General features: G+C 65.1%; 21 protein-coding genes. 20 read left to right on the forward strand and 1 reads right to left on the reverse strand.

The window, feature by feature from the left end:
* Nucleotides 1–31: 31 nt before the first annotated feature.
* From GJ700_RS07910 to GJ700_RS07980, 15 genes are read left to right on the forward strand one after another with little or no spacing between them, the layout of a single operon-like run.
* Nucleotides 32–1,018, forward strand: coding sequence for a thiamine pyrophosphate-dependent dehydrogenase E1 component subunit alpha (locus GJ700_RS07910; protein WP_154372351.1), 987 nt, complete (start codon nucleotides 32–34; stop codon nucleotides 1,016–1,018).
* Nucleotides 1,015–2,013: an alpha-ketoacid dehydrogenase subunit beta gene (locus GJ700_RS07915; RefSeq protein ID WP_154372353.1), complete on the forward strand. Its 999-nt coding sequence runs from the start codon at nucleotides 1,015–1,017 to the stop codon at nucleotides 2,011–2,013. Before GJ700_RS07910 ends, GJ700_RS07915 begins: the two co-directional genes overlap by 4 nt.
* A 15-nt stretch (nucleotides 2,014–2,028) precedes the next feature.
* Nucleotides 2,029–2,259 (forward strand): biotin/lipoyl-containing protein, encoded by a 231-nt coding sequence (locus GJ700_RS07920; RefSeq protein ID WP_154372355.1) that lies wholly within the window; start codon nucleotides 2,029–2,031, stop codon nucleotides 2,257–2,259.
* On the forward strand, nucleotides 2,259–3,032 hold the full coding sequence (locus GJ700_RS07925) for a 2-oxo acid dehydrogenase subunit E2 (protein WP_154372357.1): 774 nt from the start codon (nucleotides 2,259–2,261) through the stop codon (nucleotides 3,030–3,032). The genes GJ700_RS07920 and GJ700_RS07925 overlap by 1 nt, the downstream gene beginning before the upstream one ends.
* A 17-nt stretch (nucleotides 3,033–3,049) precedes the next feature.
* Nucleotides 3,050–3,826, forward strand: a complete 777-nt coding sequence (locus tag GJ700_RS07930) for an SDR family NAD(P)-dependent oxidoreductase (RefSeq protein ID WP_154372359.1) — start codon at nucleotides 3,050–3,052, stop codon at nucleotides 3,824–3,826.
* A 13-nt stretch (nucleotides 3,827–3,839) separates the two neighbouring features.
* Complete coding sequence (locus GJ700_RS07935; protein WP_154372361.1) at nucleotides 3,840–4,562, forward strand: TetR/AcrR family transcriptional regulator; 723 nt, start codon at nucleotides 3,840–3,842, stop codon at nucleotides 4,560–4,562.
* Nucleotides 4,559–5,977, forward strand: coding sequence for an aromatic ring-hydroxylating oxygenase subunit alpha (locus GJ700_RS07940; RefSeq protein WP_154372364.1), 1,419 nt, complete (start codon nucleotides 4,559–4,561; stop codon nucleotides 5,975–5,977). The genes GJ700_RS07935 and GJ700_RS07940 overlap by 4 nt, the downstream gene beginning before the upstream one ends.
* The gene (locus GJ700_RS07945) at nucleotides 5,974–6,990 is read left to right on the forward strand and encodes an NADP-dependent oxidoreductase (protein ID WP_371867877.1); all 1,017 of its coding nucleotides are present in this window, start codon (nucleotides 5,974–5,976) and stop codon (nucleotides 6,988–6,990) included. Before GJ700_RS07940 ends, GJ700_RS07945 begins: the two co-directional genes overlap by 4 nt.
* On the forward strand, nucleotides 6,987–8,177 hold the full coding sequence (locus tag GJ700_RS07950; RefSeq protein ID WP_154372366.1) for an acyl-CoA dehydrogenase family protein: 1,191 nt from the start codon (nucleotides 6,987–6,989) through the stop codon (nucleotides 8,175–8,177). The genes GJ700_RS07945 and GJ700_RS07950 overlap by 4 nt, the downstream gene beginning before the upstream one ends.
* Nucleotides 8,174–9,286: an acyl-CoA dehydrogenase family protein gene (locus GJ700_RS07955; protein ID WP_154372368.1), complete on the forward strand. Its 1,113-nt coding sequence runs from the start codon at nucleotides 8,174–8,176 to the stop codon at nucleotides 9,284–9,286. Before GJ700_RS07950 ends, GJ700_RS07955 begins: the two co-directional genes overlap by 4 nt.
* Complete coding sequence (locus GJ700_RS07960; protein ID WP_154372370.1) at nucleotides 9,271–10,923, forward strand: AMP-binding protein; 1,653 nt, start codon at nucleotides 9,271–9,273, stop codon at nucleotides 10,921–10,923. Before GJ700_RS07955 ends, GJ700_RS07960 begins: the two co-directional genes overlap by 16 nt.
* Nucleotides 10,920–12,011 carry a phosphotransferase family protein gene (locus GJ700_RS07965; protein ID WP_229506875.1) on the forward strand — a complete coding sequence of 364 codons (1,092 nt, stop codon included), beginning with the start codon at nucleotides 10,920–10,922 and terminating at the stop codon, nucleotides 12,009–12,011. Before GJ700_RS07960 ends, GJ700_RS07965 begins: the two co-directional genes overlap by 4 nt.
* Before the next feature lie 3 nt (nucleotides 12,012–12,014).
* The gene (locus GJ700_RS07970; RefSeq protein ID WP_154372372.1) at nucleotides 12,015–13,196 is read left to right on the forward strand and encodes an acyl-CoA dehydrogenase family protein; all 1,182 of its coding nucleotides are present in this window, start codon (nucleotides 12,015–12,017) and stop codon (nucleotides 13,194–13,196) included.
* Entirely contained in the window at nucleotides 13,193–14,149 is a 957-nt protein-coding gene (locus GJ700_RS07975) for a PDR/VanB family oxidoreductase (protein WP_154372374.1), read from the forward strand. Before GJ700_RS07970 ends, GJ700_RS07975 begins: the two co-directional genes overlap by 4 nt.
* Nucleotides 14,150–14,202: 53 nt before the next feature.
* Nucleotides 14,203–14,976, forward strand: a complete 774-nt coding sequence (locus tag GJ700_RS07980; RefSeq protein WP_154372376.1) for a helix-turn-helix transcriptional regulator — start codon at nucleotides 14,203–14,205, stop codon at nucleotides 14,974–14,976.
* Between the two features lie 27 nt (nucleotides 14,977–15,003).
* Here the strand turns inward: GJ700_RS07980 and GJ700_RS07985 are convergent, their stop codons facing one another.
* Nucleotides 15,004–15,309: a putative quinol monooxygenase gene (locus GJ700_RS07985; protein WP_154372378.1), complete on the reverse strand. Its 306-nt coding sequence runs from the start codon at nucleotides 15,307–15,309 to the stop codon at nucleotides 15,004–15,006.
* Between the two features lie 179 nt (nucleotides 15,310–15,488).
* Between GJ700_RS07985 and GJ700_RS07990 the strand changes: the two genes are divergently transcribed.
* The 5 genes from GJ700_RS07990 to GJ700_RS08010 are packed head-to-tail and all read left to right on the forward strand — an operon-like array spanning nucleotide 15,489 to nucleotide 19,652.
* A complete protein-coding gene (locus tag GJ700_RS07990; protein WP_154372380.1) occupies nucleotides 15,489–16,682 on the forward strand; it encodes an aromatic ring-hydroxylating oxygenase subunit alpha in 1,194 nt (397 codons plus the stop codon).
* Nucleotide 16,683: 1 nt separating this feature from the next.
* Nucleotides 16,684–17,394 (forward strand): SDR family oxidoreductase, encoded by a 711-nt coding sequence (locus tag GJ700_RS07995; RefSeq protein ID WP_154372382.1) that lies wholly within the window; start codon nucleotides 16,684–16,686, stop codon nucleotides 17,392–17,394.
* 52 nt (nucleotides 17,395–17,446) lie between these two features.
* Complete coding sequence (locus GJ700_RS08000) at nucleotides 17,447–18,217, forward strand: ThuA domain-containing protein (RefSeq protein WP_154372384.1); 771 nt, start codon at nucleotides 17,447–17,449, stop codon at nucleotides 18,215–18,217.
* 45 nt (nucleotides 18,218–18,262) lie between these two features.
* Entirely contained in the window at nucleotides 18,263–19,021 is a 759-nt protein-coding gene (locus GJ700_RS08005) for an SDR family NAD(P)-dependent oxidoreductase (protein ID WP_154372386.1), read from the forward strand.
* A gap of 13 nt (nucleotides 19,022–19,034) precedes the next feature.
* Complete coding sequence (locus GJ700_RS08010) at nucleotides 19,035–19,652, forward strand: glutathione S-transferase family protein (protein ID WP_154372388.1); 618 nt, start codon at nucleotides 19,035–19,037, stop codon at nucleotides 19,650–19,652.
* Nucleotides 19,653–19,665: the final 13 nt, after the last annotated feature.

The raw sequence follows: 19,665 nt of genomic DNA on the forward strand, positions 1-19,665 counted from the left end.
TTATCTTTAAACCATCACGAGGTAAGCTGCCATGAGTGAGAACATACAACCGGATGCATCGGTGCTGCGCGAGATCTACCGCCTGGCGACGCTGATCAAGCAGACCGATGACCGTTTCATCGAACTGATCAAGGCCGGCCAGATCGCCTCGCCGTACTACTCGACGCGCGGGCAGGAAATCATCCCGGCGGCGGTGTCGGTGAACCTGCGTCCCAGCGATATCGTGGTGACCACCTACCGCGGCATCCACGACCAGCTGGCCAAGGGCATTCCCTTGAAACCGTTCATGGCCGAGTTCATGGGTCGCGCCACTGGTACCTGCAAGGGCAAGGGCGGGCCGATGCACATCACCCACCTCGACTCGGGCTTGCCCGTGACCACCGGCATCGTCGGCGCCGGGCTGCCGATCGCCAACGGCCTGGCGTGGGCGGCGCAACTGAAAAAGAGCGGGCAGGTGGTGGTCTGCAATTTCGGCGATGGCGCCTCCAACATCGGCGCCTTCCACGAGGCATTGAATCTGGCCTCGGTGTGGAAGCTGCCCGTGGTGTTTGTGTGCCAGAACAATGGCTATGCCGAACACACGAAGTATGAAGACGGCACGTCGTCCCGCACCATCGCCGACCGTGGCATTGCCTACGGCATGCCCGGCATCGCGGTCGACGGCAACGATGCGCTGGCCATGTGGGACGCGGCAAGGACCGCAATCGAGCGCGCCCGCGCCGGGCAGGGGCCGACCTTGCTGGATGCGAAAACCTTCCGCTTCCGTGGCCACCTGCTGGGCGACGACAGCCATTACATCCCGAAGGAAGAGATGGCGGCCGCCATCGCGGCCGATCCGGTGCCGCGCCTGCGCAGCTGGCTGATCGACAACGGCCACGCGTCCGACGCTGAGCTGGCGTCCATCGAAGCCGCCAACGCGCAAGCCATAGCCGAAGCGGCCCAGTACGGGCTGGCCAGCCCCTATCCCGATGTGTCCGAATTGCAGAAAGATGTCTACGCGATGGAGAACGCAGCATGAACACGAACGCCAACCAACAAAAAGTCACGATGGCGCAAGCCATCAATATGGCACTGGACGATGCGCTGGCGCTCGACCCTTCCGTGCTGGTGCTGGGCGAAGACGTGGCGGACCCGCAGGGCGGCGGCGTCTTCAAGTGCACCAGTGGCTTGTCGACCCGGCACGGCAATGAACGGGTGCGCTCGACGCCGATCGCCGAGCAAGCCATCATCGGCGCGGCGGTCGGCGCGGCACTGGCCGGCATGCGGCCGGTGGCCGAGATCATGCTGATGAACTTCATGACGGTGGCCATGGACCAGATCGTCAACCACGCCGCCAAGCTGCGCTTCATGACCGGCGGCCAGACCCATGTGCCCTTGACCATCCGCACCGCCACCGGGGCCGGCTTCGGCACCGGCGGCCAGCATGGCGATTACCTGGAAGCGTGGTTCGCGCACACCGCCGGCCTGAAGGTGGTGGCGCCATCGAGCCCGGCCGACGCGTATGGCTTGCTGCTGTCGTGCATTTTTGACGATGATCCGTGCATCTTCATTGAAAACATGCCGATGTATTTCGCGCCCGGCATCGCGCCGGTCAGGGGCGAACGGATCCCGCTCGGCAAAGCCAGCGTGGTGCGCGAAGGCACCGATGCGACGGTGATCAGCTATAGCCGCACCGTGAACGACGCCGTCGCCGTGGCCAATAAACTCGCCAAGGACAATATTTCCATCGAAGTGGTCGACCTTCGCACCATTGCACCGCTCGACTTCGACTCGGTTTGCAGGTCGGTGGCAAAAACCGGGCGCGCGCTGGTGGTGCACGAGGCGCAGAGCGAATTCGGCGTCGGCGCCGAGATCGCGGCGCGCCTGCACCAGGACCTGTTTGGCCGCCTCAAGGCGCCGGTCGCGCGGCTGGGGGCGGTGCGTTCGCCGGTGCCATTCTCGAAGCCGCTCGAGATGGCGTACATGCCTGGCCAGGACCGCATTCTTGACGCAATCCTGCACGTACTCAAATAAAAGGAGAAACACATCATGGCTACCGAAATCCTGTTGCCCAAGCTGGGCTTTTCTATGAACGAAGCGTTGCTGGTGGAATGGATGGTGCCGGACGGCGCCGCGGTGAAGAAAGGGCAGGCGATCTACGGCCTGGAAAGCGAAAAGGCGGTGCAGGAAATCGAAGCGATCGAGGACGGCATCTTAAAAATCATCAAGCCCGCCGGCGAGACCTATGAAGTCGGCACCGTGATCGGCGAGATCGCGTAATGGACGCCGCCGTCCTCCCTACCGCGCCGGCGCCGGCCGCCTGGCCCGCCACGCTGCCGCCGATGCCGGTGATGGACTTCGCCCAGTTCGGCGAGGTGGAAACCGTGGCGCTGCCGCGCAACCAGAAGCTGGTGGCGTCCTTCCTGTCGCGCAACTGGGCCCAGATTCCCCATGTGACGCACAACGACGAAGCCTGTGTCGACGCCCTGGAAGCGTTCCGCAGGAAACTCGCGGCGGGCGGCATCAGGCTGACGCCGGTGCCGTTCCTGGTCAAGGCCGCAGCCAGGGCGCTGGCGGCATTCCCGCGCTTTAACGCCTCGCTGTCGCCCGACGGCAATGCGCTGGTCATGAAACGCTACGTCCACATCGGCGTCGCGGTGGAAACGCCGAACGGGCTGATGGTGCCGGTGATCCGCGACTGCGACAAAAAGTCGGTGGTCGAGATTGCCGCCGAACTGGCGGACAAGACCACCCGGGCGCGCAGCAAGGGCTTGCCGATGGCGGACATGTCGGGCGGCTGTTTTTCCGTCAGTTCGCTGGGCGCCATCGGTGGCACGTCCTTTACACCCATCATCAATGCGCCGGAAGTGGCGATCCTGGGCGTGACACGCACCGTCGAAAGGCTGGCGCTGGCCGACGGCAAGGTGGTGGCCACGCTGGCCATGCCGCTGTCGCTCAGCTACGACCACCGCGTCATCAACGGCGCCGACGCGGCGCGTTTTGTCCGCTTCATTGCAGGTCAGCTGGCCGCTCCCGCTGAACTTGCCAACTGAACTTGCGAGGTAAGAAAATGAAAACCATCGAACAGCGATTTTCACTGGAGGGCCGGGTCGCGCTGGTGACCGGCGCCAGCAGCGGCTTTGGCGCGCATTTTGCGGCGGTGCTGGCGCAGGCCGGCGCCAAGGTGGCGGTGGTGGCGCGCCGTATCGACCGGCTTGGCGAGGTGGTGCAAGGCATCGCCGACCGGGGCGGTGTGGCGTACGCCTGCGAAATCGACGTGGCCAGCCGCGCGTCGATCAACCGCGCTTTCGACCAGGTCCAGGAAAAACTTGGCGTGGTCGATATCGTCATCAATAACGCGGGCCTGTCGGCGCCGGCGCCGTTCCCCGAGATGAGCGAGGCGCAGTGGAGCTCGGTCCTGGACGTGAACCTGTCCGGCCCCTATCACGTGTCGCAGGAAATGGCGCGCCGGCTGATCGCGCGCGGGCAGCCCGGCGCCATCGTCAATATCGCTTCCATCCTCGGCAAGCAGGCCAAGGAGAATTTCATCAACTACGGCGTGACCAAGGGTGCGCTGATTAACCTGACCGAATACATGGCGCTCGACCTGCTGCCGCACGGCATCCGGGTCAATGCGATCGCGCCCGGCTATTTCCCGTCGGAGATGACCAATCCCTTTTTCGAATCCGACGCGGGCAAGAAGGAGATCGCGAACCTGCCGCCCAAACGGCTGGGACGCCTGGAGGAGCTCGATGGCGCGCTGTTGCTGCTGGCGAGCGAAGCCTCGTCCTACATCAACGGCAGCACGCTGACGGTGGACTACGCGCATTCGGTGCGCCTGTCCTAGAACGGGGTATGCGATGAGAAGCCTTGCGCTCGAACCTGCCGACCTGCCGCGCACGCGCCGGACGCGTCGCGGCGCCATGGCCGGGGGCAGCCCGTGGCAATCTGAAAAGAGCGGCCAGACCCGCATCGCGATCCTCGAGGCGACGCTGGACTGCCTGGTCGACGTCGGCTATGCGCAAACCACGGCGGAAAAGATCGCCAGGCGGGCCGGCGTGTCGCGCGGCGCGATGACCCATCACTTCAAGGCGCGTGCCGACGTGTTCGAGGCGGCGGCGCAGTTCGTGATCGAACGCCGCGCCGACGAATACGACCGGATGATCGGCCGTATCCGCGTGCATCCGGCGGGCATGCCGGGCCTGGACGACATGCGCGACACGATGGCGGTGCTGCAGCGTTACTTCGCCTTGCCCTCGTTCCTGGCGCTGAACGAACTGCAGCGCGGCGCCCGTACCGACGTGGCATTCCGGCGCGCCATGTACCCGCTGGAAAAGGCGCTCGACAAGAAGCTGTCGGACAGCATGGTCAAGCACTTCCCGTTCCTGTCCGGCGTGGAAGCAACCCGCCAGGTCTTGATGGACCTGATCCTGTCGTCGATGCGGCCGGTCGCCATCGGCATGGCGCCGGCCCTGACAGGCGCGCGGCTGCAGCGCCTGCTCGACCAGCTGGCCGCGGTGGCCCTGCGGGAAATCAACGATGCAAGAAACAACAACATTCAATCAACAGGAGACGCGACATGAACAAACCCGTGGACATCAAATTCACCGTCAATCCGCCGGAAACCGCGGGCGATCCGCTGGTGTTCCAGCGTCTTCTCAAGGAAGAGACGGTGCCGGTGCCCGAGTACCTGAAATCGGTGCCGCCCAACTTCGGCAACGAAGACCTCGATGCGTCGCGCTATACGTCGCGTGATTTCCACCGCCTCGAAGCGCAGCGCCTGTGGCCGAAAACCTGGCAATTCGTGGTGCGCGAAGAGGAAATTCCCAAGCCCGGCGACCATGTCCTGTACGACATCATCGACAAGTCGATCATCGTCATGCGCGGCGACGATGGCGTGATCCGCGGCTTCTATAACTCGTGCCTGCACCGCGGACGCGCGCTGCGCACCCAGAACGGCTGCGCCGGGCAACTGAAGTGTCCGTTCCACGGTTTCACGTGGGATCTGCAAGGCCGCTTCAAGAGCAAACCCTGTGAATGGGACTTCCAGCATGTCGACAACGCCAAGATGGAATTGCCGCAGGTGCGCTGCGAGAGCTGGGGCGGTTTTGTCTTCATTCACTTCGACTTGGATGCGCCGCCGCTGATCGAGTTCCTGGGCGTGCTGCCCGACCATTTTAAAAATTACATGATGGACCGTTCGTGCTCGATCGCCCACGTGCAGCGGCGCCTGGCCTGCAACTGGAAAGTCGGGCAGGAAGCCTTTTTTGAAGCGATGCACACCAAGGCCACCCATCCCGGCATCATGACGTTCACGTCCGACGTCGACAGCCAGTACGACGTGTTTGACGACCATATCGCACGCGCCATCACGCCGATGGGGGTGCCGAGCGCGAACCTGTCCGGCGTCGACCAGGCCACGGTGATGCGCGACATGCTGATCCTGTCGGGCCGCATGTCCAGTACCGACGGCGACGGCCACGTGCTGCCCGAAGGCGTCACCGCGCGCCAGTATGTCGGTGAACTCAACCGGCAAATGTTTTCCGCGATTTCCGGCCAGGACCTGTCGCAAGCCACGCTGGCCGAACTGGAAGACGCGATCCTGTATTCGGTATTCCCGAATTTCCAGGTCTGGTCCGGCTACTTCGGCAACATTGTCTACCGCTTCATCCCCGACGGCGACGACCACGAGCACTGCCTGTTCGACGTGTATCTGCTGGGACGCTATCCGGAAGGCGCCGCCTGCCCGCCGGCCGCGCCGCTGCGCCGCCTGGGCGACGACGAGACCTTTGACAAGGCGCCCGAGATCGGCGCGCTGGGCGACGTGTTCGAAGAAGACATGCGCAACCTGCCGCACATGATGAAGGGGCTCAAGGCGTCCAGGAGCGGCAAGCTGAAACTGGCCAGCTACCAGGAGAGCCGCATCCGCCACCACCACCTGACGCTCGACAAGTATCTCGGCCTTGGTAACCAGAACGCCGGTAAGGAGGCCAAGTGAGCGGCAATATCGAATGGCGTTTGCGCGCGCGGCCCCAGGGCGAAGTCACGCGCGAAGACTTCGACGTCCGCAGCGCCGCGCGCCCAATGCCCGGCCCGGGGCAGGCGCTGGTGCGCAACATCTATTTGTTCGTGCCGCCGTCGATGCGCCTGTGGATGGATGAAAAGGAGAGCTACCTGCCGCCGCAGCCGCTGGGCGAGGTGATGACCGGCATCACGCTGGGCGTGGTGGAAGCGTCGAACCATCCGGCGCTGGCGGTTGGGACCTATGTGAACGGCATGGGCGGCTGCCAGCAATGGTACGTGGCGCCGGCCGAACGGCTGCAGTCGGTGACGGCGCACCCCGGCCTGCCGCTGGCCGCCTACCGCACGGTGCTCGATGTGCAGGGTCTGACCGCCTATTGCGGGCTGACGGAAATCTGCCGGCCGCAGGCCGGCGAGACGCTGGTGGTGACGGCGGCCGCCGGCAGTGTCGGCTCGCTGGTGTGCCAGATCGGCAAGAAGCTGGGATTGCGCGTGGTCGGCGTGGCCGGCGGGCCGGATAAATGCGGCTGGCTGCTCGATCAGTGCGGGGTCGACGCGGCCATCGATTACAAGGCTGATGATGTCGGCCGGCGCCTTGATGAAGCCTGTCCGGACGGCGTGGACATACTGTTCGAGAACGTCGGCGGCCCGGTGCTGGACCAGGTGCTCGACCGTATCAACCGGCGTGCCCGGATCGCGCTGTGCGGCCTGGTGTCGAGCTACAACGGCGGCGGGACGCAGCGCAGCAGTGCCCTGATGCAATTGGTCAACAAGAGCGCCCGCATGGAAGGCTTCCTGCTCACCGACCATTACAGCCGCTATGCCGAAGTGGTCCAGATGCTGGAACAGTGGATCCTGGACGGCAGCATCCGCTACCAGATCGACATACTCGACGGCCTGGAACGATTGCCTGAAGCGATGGGCAGGGTGTTCCACGGCCGCAACCGCGGCGCACAGTTGCTGCGCCTGTCACCCGAGGAAAAAGCATGACTGAAGACATACAAGCCCGGGCCGAGCGCCTGCGCCAGGACATCCGCCGGTTTTGCCGCGATTTGCCGGCGGACCTGCGCAGCAAGTCGCAGCGGCACCAGGTGCTGGACAAGGACGATTATTTACAGTGGATGCGCCTGCTGCAGGCGCAGGGCTGGGCGGTGGGCCACTGGCCGCGCGAACATGGCGGCCTGGCCTGGTCGCCGCTGGAGCGCTTTGTCTTCGAAGACGAACTGGCGCGCCATGGCTGCCCGTGGGTGATTCCGTTCGGCGTGAAATACGTCGGGCCGGTGATCTATGCCTTCGGGTCGGCGGCGCAACAGCAGCGCTTCCTGCCGAAAATCGTCAACAATGAAGAGTTTTGGGCGCAGGGTTATTCGGAACCGGAAGCCGGTTCCGACCTGGCCGCGCTGCGCACCACCGCCGTGCGCGATGGCGACCATTACATCGTCAACGGCCAGAAGGTCTGGACCACGTACGCGCACTGGGCCGACTGGCTGTTCTGCCTGGTCCGCACCGGCCGCGAGGCACGCCCGCAAGACAGCATTTCCTTCCTGCTGATCGACATGAAGAGCCCGGGCGTGACGGTCAAGGAAATCCGCACCATGGACGGCTACCACCATGTCAACGAAGTGTGGCTGGAAGACGTGCGGGTACCCGTCGCGAACCTGGTGGGCGAGGAGGGCGGCGGCTGGACCTACGCCAAGTACCTGCTGAAAAATGAACGCACGGCCGGCGCCAGCATCGGCATGGCGTGGCACGCGCTGCACCGCCTGCGCGAGCTGGCGCAGGAACAGGGGCCCGACGGCGGGCGGCCGATCGACAGTCCGCTGCTGAGCAACCGCATCGGCTCGCTGGAATTGCGCTATCTGGCGCTGGAAAAGGCCGCTTACCGCGCGGTCGGCGCCATGATGGACGGTACCGAGAACGGCGGCGAAGCGTCGCTGATCAAGCTGCGCGGCACCGAGCTGTACCAGGATATCGCCGAGAGCCTGGTCGACCTGCTGGGCGCGGCGGGCATCGCCTACGACCCGGCCGCGCTGCACAGCGCCGGGCTGCCGCCGCTTGGGCCGGACGATGCCGGCGGCATCATCAAAGACCACTTCTACAATCGCGCGGCGACGGTTTTCGGCGGCTCGTCGGAAATCCAGCGCAACATCATCGCGAAGGCTGTGCTGGGACTATGAGTACCGACCACGACACCATTTCCATGCTGCGCGACGCCGTGCAGCGCTATACCAATGACCATTACGGCTTTCTCGACCGCGCCGGCGTGCTTGGGCGCGCGCCCGGTTTCAGTCCCCGGGCCTGGCGCGATTACGCCGATTTCGGCTGGCTGGCATTGCGCCTGCCGGAAGACGACGGCGGCATCGACGCCGATGCCGCCGCGATCGGCGTGCTGATGGAAGCGGCCGGCAGGCGTTTGCTGCTCGAGCCGCTGCTGGCCAGCGCGGTGCTGGGCACCGGCCTGCTGCTGCGGACGGGCAGCGCCGCGCAGCGCCAGGCGTGGCTGCCGCAACTGGCCGACGGTTCGGTTAAACTCGCGTTCGCCCATCAGGACGATGCCAACGCTCCCTGCGTGTGGCGCGACGGGTTGCTGGACGGCGTCAAGACCGGCGTGCTGCACGGCGATGTCGCCGACCGCGTGATCGTCGCGGCGCGCAACCCGGCAGGCGACGCGGTGCTGTGCATGGTGGCCGCCGGCGACCTGGCGGCCAGCAGCTACCGCCTGGTCGATGGCCGTGGCGCCGCCAACCTGCGTTTCGACGGCGCCCGGGCTGAAATGCTGGGCCAGCCCGGCCAGCCGGCGCAAGACGCGATAGCCCTGGCGCTCGACGAGGCGGCGGTGGCGCTGTGCGCGGAAGCGTATGGGGTGATTGCCAGCCTGGTGGCCATCAGCGGCGCCTACCTGAAAATGCGCAAGCAGTTCGGCAAGCCGATCGGGACCAACCAAGCCTTGCAGCACCGCATGGTCGACATGTATTTGCTTCAGGAGGAAAGCCGCGCGCTGGTCAATGCCGCGCAACAGGTGCTGGCGCTGCCGCGGGCCGAACGCGAACGCGTCGTCAGCGGCGCGCGCGCCTATGTTGGCGCGGCCGTGCGGCGGGTGGCCAACGAGGCCGTGCAGATGCACGGCGGGCTCGGTATCACCGAGGAACTCGATGTCAGCCATTATTTCAGACGTGCGATGACGATCGACAGCCTGTTTGGCGGCCGCGACCTGCACATGGCGCGCTTTACCGCACATAGCCTGACGGCGGATCAACCGGGAGAACAGCCATGCGTACCGATGTAAGCGGCTGGCAAGTGCGCCTCGACGACGCGCTGATCGCCGGCCACGTGAACAGCGGCGCATGGCGCAACCGGACCATCGGCGAGATGGCGCGCGAGATGGCGGAACGCGATCCAGAGCGCGTCACGCACGTGTTCGAAGGGCGCGCCTGGACCATCGCCGAACTGGTGCGCGACGCCGATGCGCTGGCGGGCAGCCTGCGCGCGAAGGGCTTGCGGCCCGGCGACGTGGTCAGCTTCCAGTTGCCGAACTGGGTGGAGGCGCTTGTGATCGATATCGCCGCCGCCATGCTGGGCCTGGTGGTGGCGCCGATCGTGCCGATCTACCGCGACGCGGAACTGGCTTACATGCTGGCCGATGCCGGCGTCAAGGCCGCGTTCGTGCCGGGGGAATACCGGGGCGTCGACTACATGGCGATGATGCGCCGCCTGGCGCCGCAATTGCCAGCGCTGCAAATGATCTGTCCGGTGCGCATGGCGCCGGACCAACGCGATGCCTGCAGTTACGAAGTCCTGACCGCCGCGGGCAACCGGCTGGGCAGCGCGCCGGCGGTCGATCCGAACGCCGTCAAACTGATTTTATATACGTCGGGCACCACCGGGCGGCCCAAGGGCGTGCTGCATTCGCATAACAGCATGGAATACGCGGTGCGCCGCGCGATCGAACACTGGGGGCAGGACGAGGGCGACACCATGCTGATGGCGTCCCCGGTGACGCACATCACCGGTTACGGGTCCGGGCTGGAGTTGCCGATCCAGTCGGGCATGCGCGCCGTGTTCATGGAACGGTGGAATGCCGCCGAAGGCGTGGCGCTGATCGAGCGCGAACAGGTCACCATGAGCATGGGGGCGACGCCATTCCTGCAAGAGCTGCTGGCCGAAGCGGCGCTACAGGGCAAACGCCTGCCGTCGCTGCGCAGCTATGCCTGCGGCGGCGCCGCCGTGCCGCCCGCGCTGATCCGCAAGGCGCGTGAAGTGTTCGAGAACTGCAAGGCGTTCCGGGTATTCGGGGCCAGCGAAGTGCCGCTGACGACGCTGGGCTTCGTCGGCGACGGCCAGGTCGATCTGGCCGCCGAGACCGACGGCGAAATCGTCCATTACGCCGTGCGCGTGGTGGACGACGATGGCCGCGAGGTGCCCGACGGCGTCGAAGGCGAAATCTGCGCGCGTGGACCGGCCATGATGCTGGGCTATGCCGATCCGCAGCAAACCCTGGACAGTTTCGACGACGACGGCTTCTTCCACACCGGCGACCTGGGGCACGTGACGCCGCAGCGGGCCATCGTCATCACCGGCCGCAAGAAGGACTTGATCAACCGCGGCGGCGAAAAGATCAGCGCCAAGGAAGTCGAAGACATCCTGCACCGGCATCCCGCCATCGACGAGGCGGCGGTCGTCGCCATGCCGCACGAACGGCTGGGCGAGACGGTGTGCGCCTTCGTCACGCTTAAGGCGGGCAAGATGCTCGACTTTGCGCAACTGGTCGCCCATGTCGGCGCGTGCGGCGTGGCAAGGCAAAAATATCCCGAGCGCCTGGTCGTGCTGGAAGCGCTGCCGCGCACGCCGACCGGCAAGATCCGCAAGGACCGCTTGCGCGAAATTATCCGTGAACGGCTGCTGGCCGAAAGGAGCGCGGCATGAATGCGATGTTGAACCCGCCATTGATCGATACCGCGCCGCAGTTGCGCACGCCGGCTGACAGCGTGCCGCAGGACTGGCCGCGGCTGGCCGCGCACCTGGCGCAACACGGCATGGCATTGTCGCTGGCCGAGCCGCCGCGCCAGTTTTCAGGCGGCCTGGCCAACCTGAATTACCTGGTGCTGGTCGACGGCCGCGAGGCGGTGCTGCGCCGGCCGCCTCCCGGGGAATTGCCGCCCGGCGCCTTCGACATGGCGCGCGAATTCGGCATCCTGGCGCGTGTGTCGAAGGGCCTGGACCTGGCGCCCCGGCCTTTGTACCTGGGTGCCGATCCGGCCGTGCTGGGGGCGCCGTTCCAGATCATCGAATTCCGGCGCGGCTTTGCCGTGCGCGGCGCCATGCCGGACGCGCTGTCGGCGCTGCCGGACATCGGCGCCCGCCTGGGCGCGACCATGATCGACGTGCTGGCGAGGCTGCACGCGCTCGATACCGGGGCGCTTGGCCTGGGCGACCTGGGCCGGCCGCAGGGATTCCTGGAGCGGGCGGTGGAGGGCTGGAGCAAGCGCGCGTTGCTTGCCACCGAAGGGACCACATCGCCGCTGATCCCGGCGCTGAGCGCCTGGTTGCGCGCCAACCGGGTGCCGGACGGTCCGTTCGCGCTGCTGCATAACGACCTCAAACTCGACAATATCCTGCTCGATGGCGGCACGCTGGCGCCGGTCGCCGTGCTGGACTGGGACCAGTGCACACGCGGCGACGCGTTGTTCGACCTGGCCACCACGCTCAGTTACTGGACCGAGGCAGGCGACCCGCCCGCCATGCAGGCGCTGCGCCAGATGCCGACCGCGCACCCCGGTTTTCCGACCCGCGAACAGGCGGCGCTGGCCTATGCGCGGGCGACCGGCCGTGACCTGTCGGACTTCCGTTTTTACCGCGTGCTGGCCATGTTCAAGCTGGCCGTGATTTTTCACCAACTTCATGCGCGCTACCGGCAAGGCGGGACCCAGGACCCGCGTTACGCGGCCTTCGGCACGCTGGCCGACGGCATCCTCGAATTCACCCAAACCGTCGCCCAGGGCGACATTTTTTAAACCATGGACTTTTCCCTCTCTCCCGCACTCCTGGCGCTACAGGAACGCACCCGCAGCTTTATCGCGCGGGAAGTCATGCCATACGAGCATGACGAACGCAACACCCGGCACGGCCCGACCGAGGCGTTGCGGATCGAACTGACCGCGAAAGCCCGCGCCGCCGGCCTGTTGACACCGCATGCATCGGCCGACATGGGAGGACTCGGCCTGTCCCACGTGGCCAAGGCGATCGTCTTCGAAGAGGCCGGCTATTCGCCGCTGGGCCCGGTTGCCATGAATATCCATGCGCCGGACGAGGGCAACATCCACTTGATGGAAGCGGTTGCCACCGAGGCGCAGAAGGAACGCTGGCTGCGGCCGCTGGCGGCCGGCCACATCCGCTCCTGCTTTGCCATGACCGAACCGGCTCCCGGCGCCGGGGCCGACCCGTCGATGATGACCACCACCGCGGTGCGCGACGGCGACCATTACGTCATCAACGGCACCAAGTGGTTCATTACCGGCGCGCAGGGCGCATCGTTCGCCATCGTCATGGCGAAAATGGAGGATGGCTCGGCAACCATGTTCCTGACCGACATGGACCGGCCCGGTATCCGCCTGGAACGCCTGATGGATTCGCTCGATTCCTGTTTTGCCGGCGGCCATGGCGTGCTGGTGTTCGAGAACCTGCGGGTGCCGGCCACCGACGTGCTGGGAGAAATAGGCAAGGGTTTCCGCTACGCGCAAGTACGGCTCGCGCCCGCCAGGCTGACTCACTGCATGCGCTGGCTGGGGCAGGCGCGCCGTGCGCACGACGTGGCGCTGGCCTATGCGCGCGAGCGGCACGCCTTTGGCAAGGCGCTGGGCGAACACGAAGGCGTCGGCTTCATGCTGGCGGACAACGAGATCGACTTGCTGGGCGCCCGGCTGGCGATCTGGCATACCGCCTGGCAGCTCGACCAGGGCAGCCCGGGCAATATCGAATCGAGCATGACGAAGGTGGCGTGCTCGGAAGCGCAATGGCGCGTCGTCGACCGCTGCGTGCAGATACTGGGCGGGCGCGGCGTGACCGGCGAAAGCATCGTCATGCGCATCTTCCAGGACTTGCGCGCATTCCGCATCTACGACGGCCCCAGCGAGGTGCACCGCTGGAGCATCGCGAAAAAACTGATGGCGCCGCAACAGCGGCAGGGGAACGCATCATGACTGGACTGTCTGTCAAGGTTGCCAGGAGAACCGAGGAAGCGCTCGATATCGCCAGCTTCGAACTGGTCTCGCTGGACGGCGCGCCGCTGCCGCCATTTTCCGCCGGCGCCCATATCGACGTGCAGGTAAAAGAGGGCCTGGTGCGCCAGTATTCGCTGTGTAATGACGCCCGGGAAACGCAGCGCTACGTGATCGGGGTGCTGCGCGATCCCAAGTCGCGCGGCGGCTCCGTCGCCATGCATGACGGCGTGCGTGAAGGCGATGTCCTGCGCATCAGCGCGCCGAAAAACCATTTTCCGCTGGCGCCGTCACGGCGCACACTGCTGTTCGCCGGCGGCATCGGTATCACGCCCATCCTGTGCATGGCCGAACAGCTGGCGCACAGCGGCGCGGATTTCGAACTGCATTACTGTACCCGTGAGCCAGCGCGCGCGGCGTTTCACGGGCGCCTCCTGGCGCCGCGGTTTGGCGCCAGCGTGCACCTTCACTTCGATTGCGGCGCGCCGGCGCAAAAGCTCGACTTGCCCACGCTGTTGGCAACGCCGGACCCGGACACGCACATCTATGTCTGCGGTCCGGGCGGCTTTATTGACCACGTGGTCAATAGCGGCAGGGCGCAGGGCTGGAACAGTGCGCAAGTCCACCTCGAGCATTTTTCCGCCAAGGCGCAGGACAAATCCGCCGACACGGCTTTCAATGTCAAAATCGCCAGCAGCGGCAAGACGTATTGCGTACCGGCCGGCAGGACGGTCGCCTCGGTGCTGGCCGACAACGGCGTCACAGTCCCGACCTCGTGCGAGGAAGGGGTGTGCGGCACCTGTATCACGCGCGTGCTCGATGGCGTGCCGGCCCACCGCGACGCGTATTTCACCGACGACGAGCGGGCCAGGAACGACCAGTTCACACCCTGCGTGTCACGCGCGCTGAGCAACTGCCTGGTGCTGGATTTGTAGCAAGCGTTGGTGTTACATTACCAGTACGGCACGCAGATGCCGGGGGAGGGGATATGGGAAACACGTGGGATGAACGCTTTCGCGAAAAGCTGTCGGCACAGACCAGCCTGAACTCGGCGGCGCTGCTGCTGGCGGAAACCGCCTCCGAACTTGGCTGGAACCTGGCCGCGTTCCAACTCGACCGTGAACAATTGGCGCTGCCGCGCTGCAGCGACGGCCAGTTCATCGGCACTGCCATGGGCTGGCCGTCCGACTGCGTGCACGCGTGGGTCGAGCGGGAACTTGGCCGCGATTGCCCGGTGACGCAGCAGTGCGGCCGCACGGCCGACGCCATCGTGTGGGAGTGCGATCCGGCCGGCGTGGCCTGGCGCGGCCGCAAGCTCGGCCCCGGGCAAACCGAGGTGTTGCGGTACTACCGCAATTACTTTGAAGGCGCGGTGACGGTGCCGGTGCACCGCCCGGGCGGAAAATCCGGCTACGTGACGTGGTGCATCAGCGACCGCGACCAGCTGCTGCAGCGGGCCCGCGAAACGTATGGCGCCACCTACCTGATTTCCCATGCCTTCATCCGCCATATCGACAGCCTCGACGCCCTGCGCCGCGAAGCGTTCAATACCGCCAACCCGAATGCGCTGACGGCGCGTGAAATCGAATGCCTGCACTGGGCGGCCTGTGGCAAGACCGAGGATGAAATCGCGCAGATCATCCAGCGCTCGCACGATACGGCGCGCTTCCACCTGCGCAATGCCGTGGCCAAGCTCAATGCGAGCAACCGCACGCATGCGGTGGCGATCGCCTGTTCGCGCGGCCTGATCACGGTGCGCTAGGCGCAGTGGCAATCAGGCGGACGGCTTTCAGCTGTCCATGCCGCCCACCGAACTGACGCGGTATTTCTTGACGTCGAACCCCAGCATGGTCATCGATTGCGTTTTTCGCAGGAAGTCCGTGATATGGGGCGACTTCAAATGGTCGAGCAGCGCCTGCTCGCTGGCCCATTCCTCGCTGATCAGGATCACGTTGGACTCTTCGAGGTCGCGTCCGAACGCATAGTAATTGCAGCCGGCCTCCTTGCGGGTCGGCGCGATGATGGCCGCCGCGGCATCGCTGAAGGCGTCGGTGAACTCGGGGGCGAGGGTAATGCGGGCGGAAATGGCGATCATCGTTGTCTCTCTTTCTCAATGGTTCTTGATGTTATCTCGGGTGATGTTGGCCGGTGATGCGGCGAAATCATCTTAGCAAAACACCCCCCTGGCCGAGACCTCCCTAAAAGGGTAGTTGTGGCCAATCCGTGCTTGGTCGACACTCATCGACATACAACGAGATCAATCACGGAGACACCATGCTCGATGAAAAAGCAGTCTTGCACGCCATCGTCAAACGCGTGCTCAAGCACCTTGACGCCGGCACCACGGACAGCGCGGAAGCGCCTTACCGCCATCCCACCTGGACTTACACCGATCCGGCGCTGTTCGAGGTGGAACGGCTTAAAATCTTCAAGGAAAACCCGCAACTGGTGGGTTTTTCGCCGGACTTGCCGCATCCCGGTTCGTTTTTCACCTTCGACGATCTCGGCGTGCCGGTACTGGTGGTGCGCGACAACGACGGCAAGGTCAACGCTTTCCTGAACGCCTGCTCGCACCGCGGCGCGCGCTTGAAAGAAGGCTGCGGCAAGGCCGCTTCGCTCAGCTGCCCGTATCACGCCTGGGGCTTTGATTTGAAAGGCAAGCTGCGCACGATCTACAAGGAAGAGAGCTTCGGCTGCGTCGACAAGGCCTATTACAACCTGGTCAAGCTGCCGGCCGAAGAGAAGTACGGCATGATTTACGTCGGCCTCGACCCTGACATGAAATTTTCCATCGACGACCACCTGGGCGACCTGGCGCAGTACTTCGCCATGTGGGATTTCTCGAAGATGGCGCTGGTCAACACGCATGAATGGCGCATGCAGACCAACTGGAAGCTGGCGCTCGACACGTTTTGCGAGGGTTATCATTTCGGCCCGCTGCACAAGGACAGCGTGGGCGATTACGCGATCGGCAATTTGTCGCTGTTCGACCGCTTCGGCCCCGGCCAGCGCCATCACCGGATCGCCTTCCCGAACACGTCGATCGGCACGCTCAGGGACGTGCCGGAAGAACAGTGGACCGATGTGTTCAGCCACTTCCAGCTGGTGCATTTCATTTATCCGAACATATCGCTGCTGGTGTCGCCCACCGCGGTGGAATTCTTCCAGCTGTATCCCGGCGCCACCGTCGACAGCCATCTGACGCGCTACCGCTGCTACTGGCGCTCCGACCTGGACCGGCCCGACCAGGGACGGGATCCTCAGGCCCACTTTGAATTCATCCGCGAGGTGGTCGACAAGGAAGACTACTGGGTCAGCGCCAACGTGCAAAAGTCGCTGAGCGCCAACATCAAGCCGTTCTCGACCTTTGGACGCAACGAACCGGCGCTGATCAATATGCACCAGGCCTTCCTGCGTGGCGCCGGCATGACGCCCGAACAGGCGCAACTCGAAAAAGTGGGCGCCTGACATGAAGCGCGTCGACGGCAAAGTCGTGCTGGTCACGGGCGCGGCTTCCGGGCTGGGCCGGGCCGATGCCCTGCTGCTGGCCCGCGAAGGGGCGCACATCGTGGTGAGCGACATCAACGAAGAAGCGGGACGCCAGGTGGCGCTGGAATGCGGCGGCGTGTTCGTGCGCCACGACGTGACCAGCGAAGCCGACTGGCGGCGTGTGGTCGCTGTGGCGGTGGAACGGTACGGCCGGCTCGACGTGCTGGTCAACAATGCCGGCATCGTGATTCCCGCCAATATCGAGACCACGACGCTGGAGCAATACCGGCTGCTCAACGCGATCCACGCCGAAGGCACGTTTCTCGGCTGCCAGGCCGCACTCGGGGCCATGAAGGAACGCGGCGGCGCGATCATCAATATCGCTTCGATCACGGCGTTGCGCGGCTCGCCCCAGGTGCTGGCCTATGCGGCGGCCAAGGGCGCGATCCGGTCGCTGAGCCAGTCGGTGGCGGCGCACTGTATCGATAAAGGCTACCCGGTCCGTTGCAACGCGATCTTTCCCGGCGTGATGGCGACCCCGCTGGTGATCGCGGTGGTGGGCGAGAACTACCCCGGTGCGGGGCAGCCGGACGACGTGGCGAACATGGTGCTGTTCCTGGCGTCGGATGAGTCGCGCTTCGTCAATGGCGCTGAATTCGTGGTCGACAACGGCGCCTCGATGCGGCTGTAAAACTATACCGGCGGGCCGCCACGCGCAGGCCACGTCGAACCAGGAGACAGAGATGACTGAAGCACCGCAGCACAAGGGCGCCATCGACGGCGTGTTGATCGCCTCCGGCAAGTACCACGATATCGATTTCGCACGGCTTGAACTGCTTAAATTGTTCGCCGAGGATGAACACGTTCGCATCCGCGTGTTTGAAGACTACGCCAACCTCGATGCGATCCGCAACGCCAGTTTCCTCGTCACGTACACGTGCGACGTCGTGCCCAGCCTGGAACAGCAGGAAGCCTTGCGCAACTGGGTCGAAGCGGGCGGGCGCTGGTATGCGCTGCACGGCACCAGTTCCATCCTGCGCTTTCTCTCCAACGGCCTGGTCGATTCGCCGGACTGGGCGCCGCACCTGATGGAGACGCTGGGTTCGCAATTCATAGCGCACCCGCCGATTGCGCCATACCGGGTCGAGGTGGCCGACGCGGATCACCCGCTGGTGCGCGGCATTGAACCGTTCGAAGTGACGGACGAACTGTACTTGTCCGACATCCACGCCGACTTGCACGTGCTGCTCGATGCGCGATTCGAGGGCGAGGCGACGGGCTTTGCGCGCGCCGACTGGCCCAAGGCCCGCCATCCTGTGTTTTACCTGCGCACCATCGGCCGGGGCGCGGTGCTGTACCTGACGCTCGGCCATTGCCGCGGCCACCACGACATGCGCCCGCTGATGGCGCACTGGCCCGAAGTCCAGCGCTGCGCATGGGAATTGCCTGTGTTTTATGAGCTGTTGCGGCGCGGTATTTCATGGTCGAAAGCAGCCGAACCATCCCCGAAGTAAGCACCCAATCATAACGATAGCAATCAATTACAAAAGGAGAATGAAATGGAACTGGGACTGCGTGGCAAGAAAGTCATCATCAACGGCGGCAGCCGCGGCATCGGCCGGGCGGCGCTCGAGCTGTTCGCGCAGGAAGGCTGCGACGTCGCCTTCTTTTCACGCGACGCCAAGCGCGTCGACGAGACCGTGACGCAATTGACGGCGGCGGGCGGCAAGGTGTTCGGCGAAGCCTTCGACATGAACGACATCGCGGCCTACCAGGCCTGGCTGGCCAAGGCCGCGGAAAAGCTCGGCGGCTGCGACATCTTCATCCACAACGCCAGCTCGTCCGGCGCGCAGGGCACCACCGACTGGGATTTGACTTATAAACTCGACATGCTGGGCGCGGTGCGCGGCTGCGAAACGCTGGAACCATTCCTGGAAGCGTCCGGCGCCGGATCGGTGATCCTGATGTCGAGCACGGCCGCGTTGGAAACGTTCATCTATCCGCAGGCGTTCAATGCCATCAAGTCCGCCATCATCACGTATGGCAAGCAACTGTCGCAATTGTGGGCGGCCAAGAACATCCGCGTCAACATGCTGTCGCCGGGACCGGTCGCGTATCCGGGCGGCAACTGGTCGATGATCAAGGAGGCGGTGCCGGAGCTGTACAACAAGACGCTGTCGGAAATGCCGCTGGGCCGTTTCGGCGCGGTGGAGGATGTGGCGAACGCCATGGTATTCCTGTCGAGTTCGGCGGCTTCCTACATCACCGGCGCCAACCTGGTGATCGACGGCGGCTATACCAAGCGCGTGCAGTTCTAAGCGGGAGCGCGCCATGAAGCTGCATACCTCGATCGGGCCCAATCCGCGCCTGGTCAACTTGTTCATCGCGGAAAAGGGCTTGTCGCTGCCGACCGTCATGGTCGACATCATCGCCGGCGAGAACCGGCGCCTGCCATTCCTGGCCATGAATCCGGCCGGCGGCACGCCGGTGCTGGAACTCGATGACGGCACCGCGCTGGCCGAGACCGTCGCGATCTGCGAATGGCTCGAGGAAGCGCATCCGGCGCCGGCGCTGATTGGCGCGACGGCGCGGGAAAGGGCCATTACGCGCATGTGGACGCGGCGGGTCGATTTGCTGGTGGTGCAGCCCATGACCGCCGGTTTTCGCGGCGCCGAGGGCTTGCCGCTGTTCAAGGACAGGCTGCGCTGCCTGCCGCAGGCGGCGGACGACCTGAAACTGGCGGCGCGCGAAGGGCTGGCGTGGCTGGACCGGCAACTGGGCGAGCGGCGCTACATTGCGGGCGATACCGTGTCGCTGGCCGACCTGCTGCTGTTCAGTTTTGTCGAGTTTGGCGCGCAAGTCGGGCAGCCGCTCGATGCCGGTAACCGGCGCCTGGCCGCCTGGCACGACCGGATGGCGTCGCGTCCCAGCGCAGTGGCGACCGCCTGAGCGCGACCGGGAG

Source organism: Pseudoduganella rivuli (assembly GCF_009674485.1).
Classification (GTDB): Bacteria; Pseudomonadota; Gammaproteobacteria; order Burkholderiales; family Burkholderiaceae_D; genus Rugamonas; species Rugamonas rivuli_B.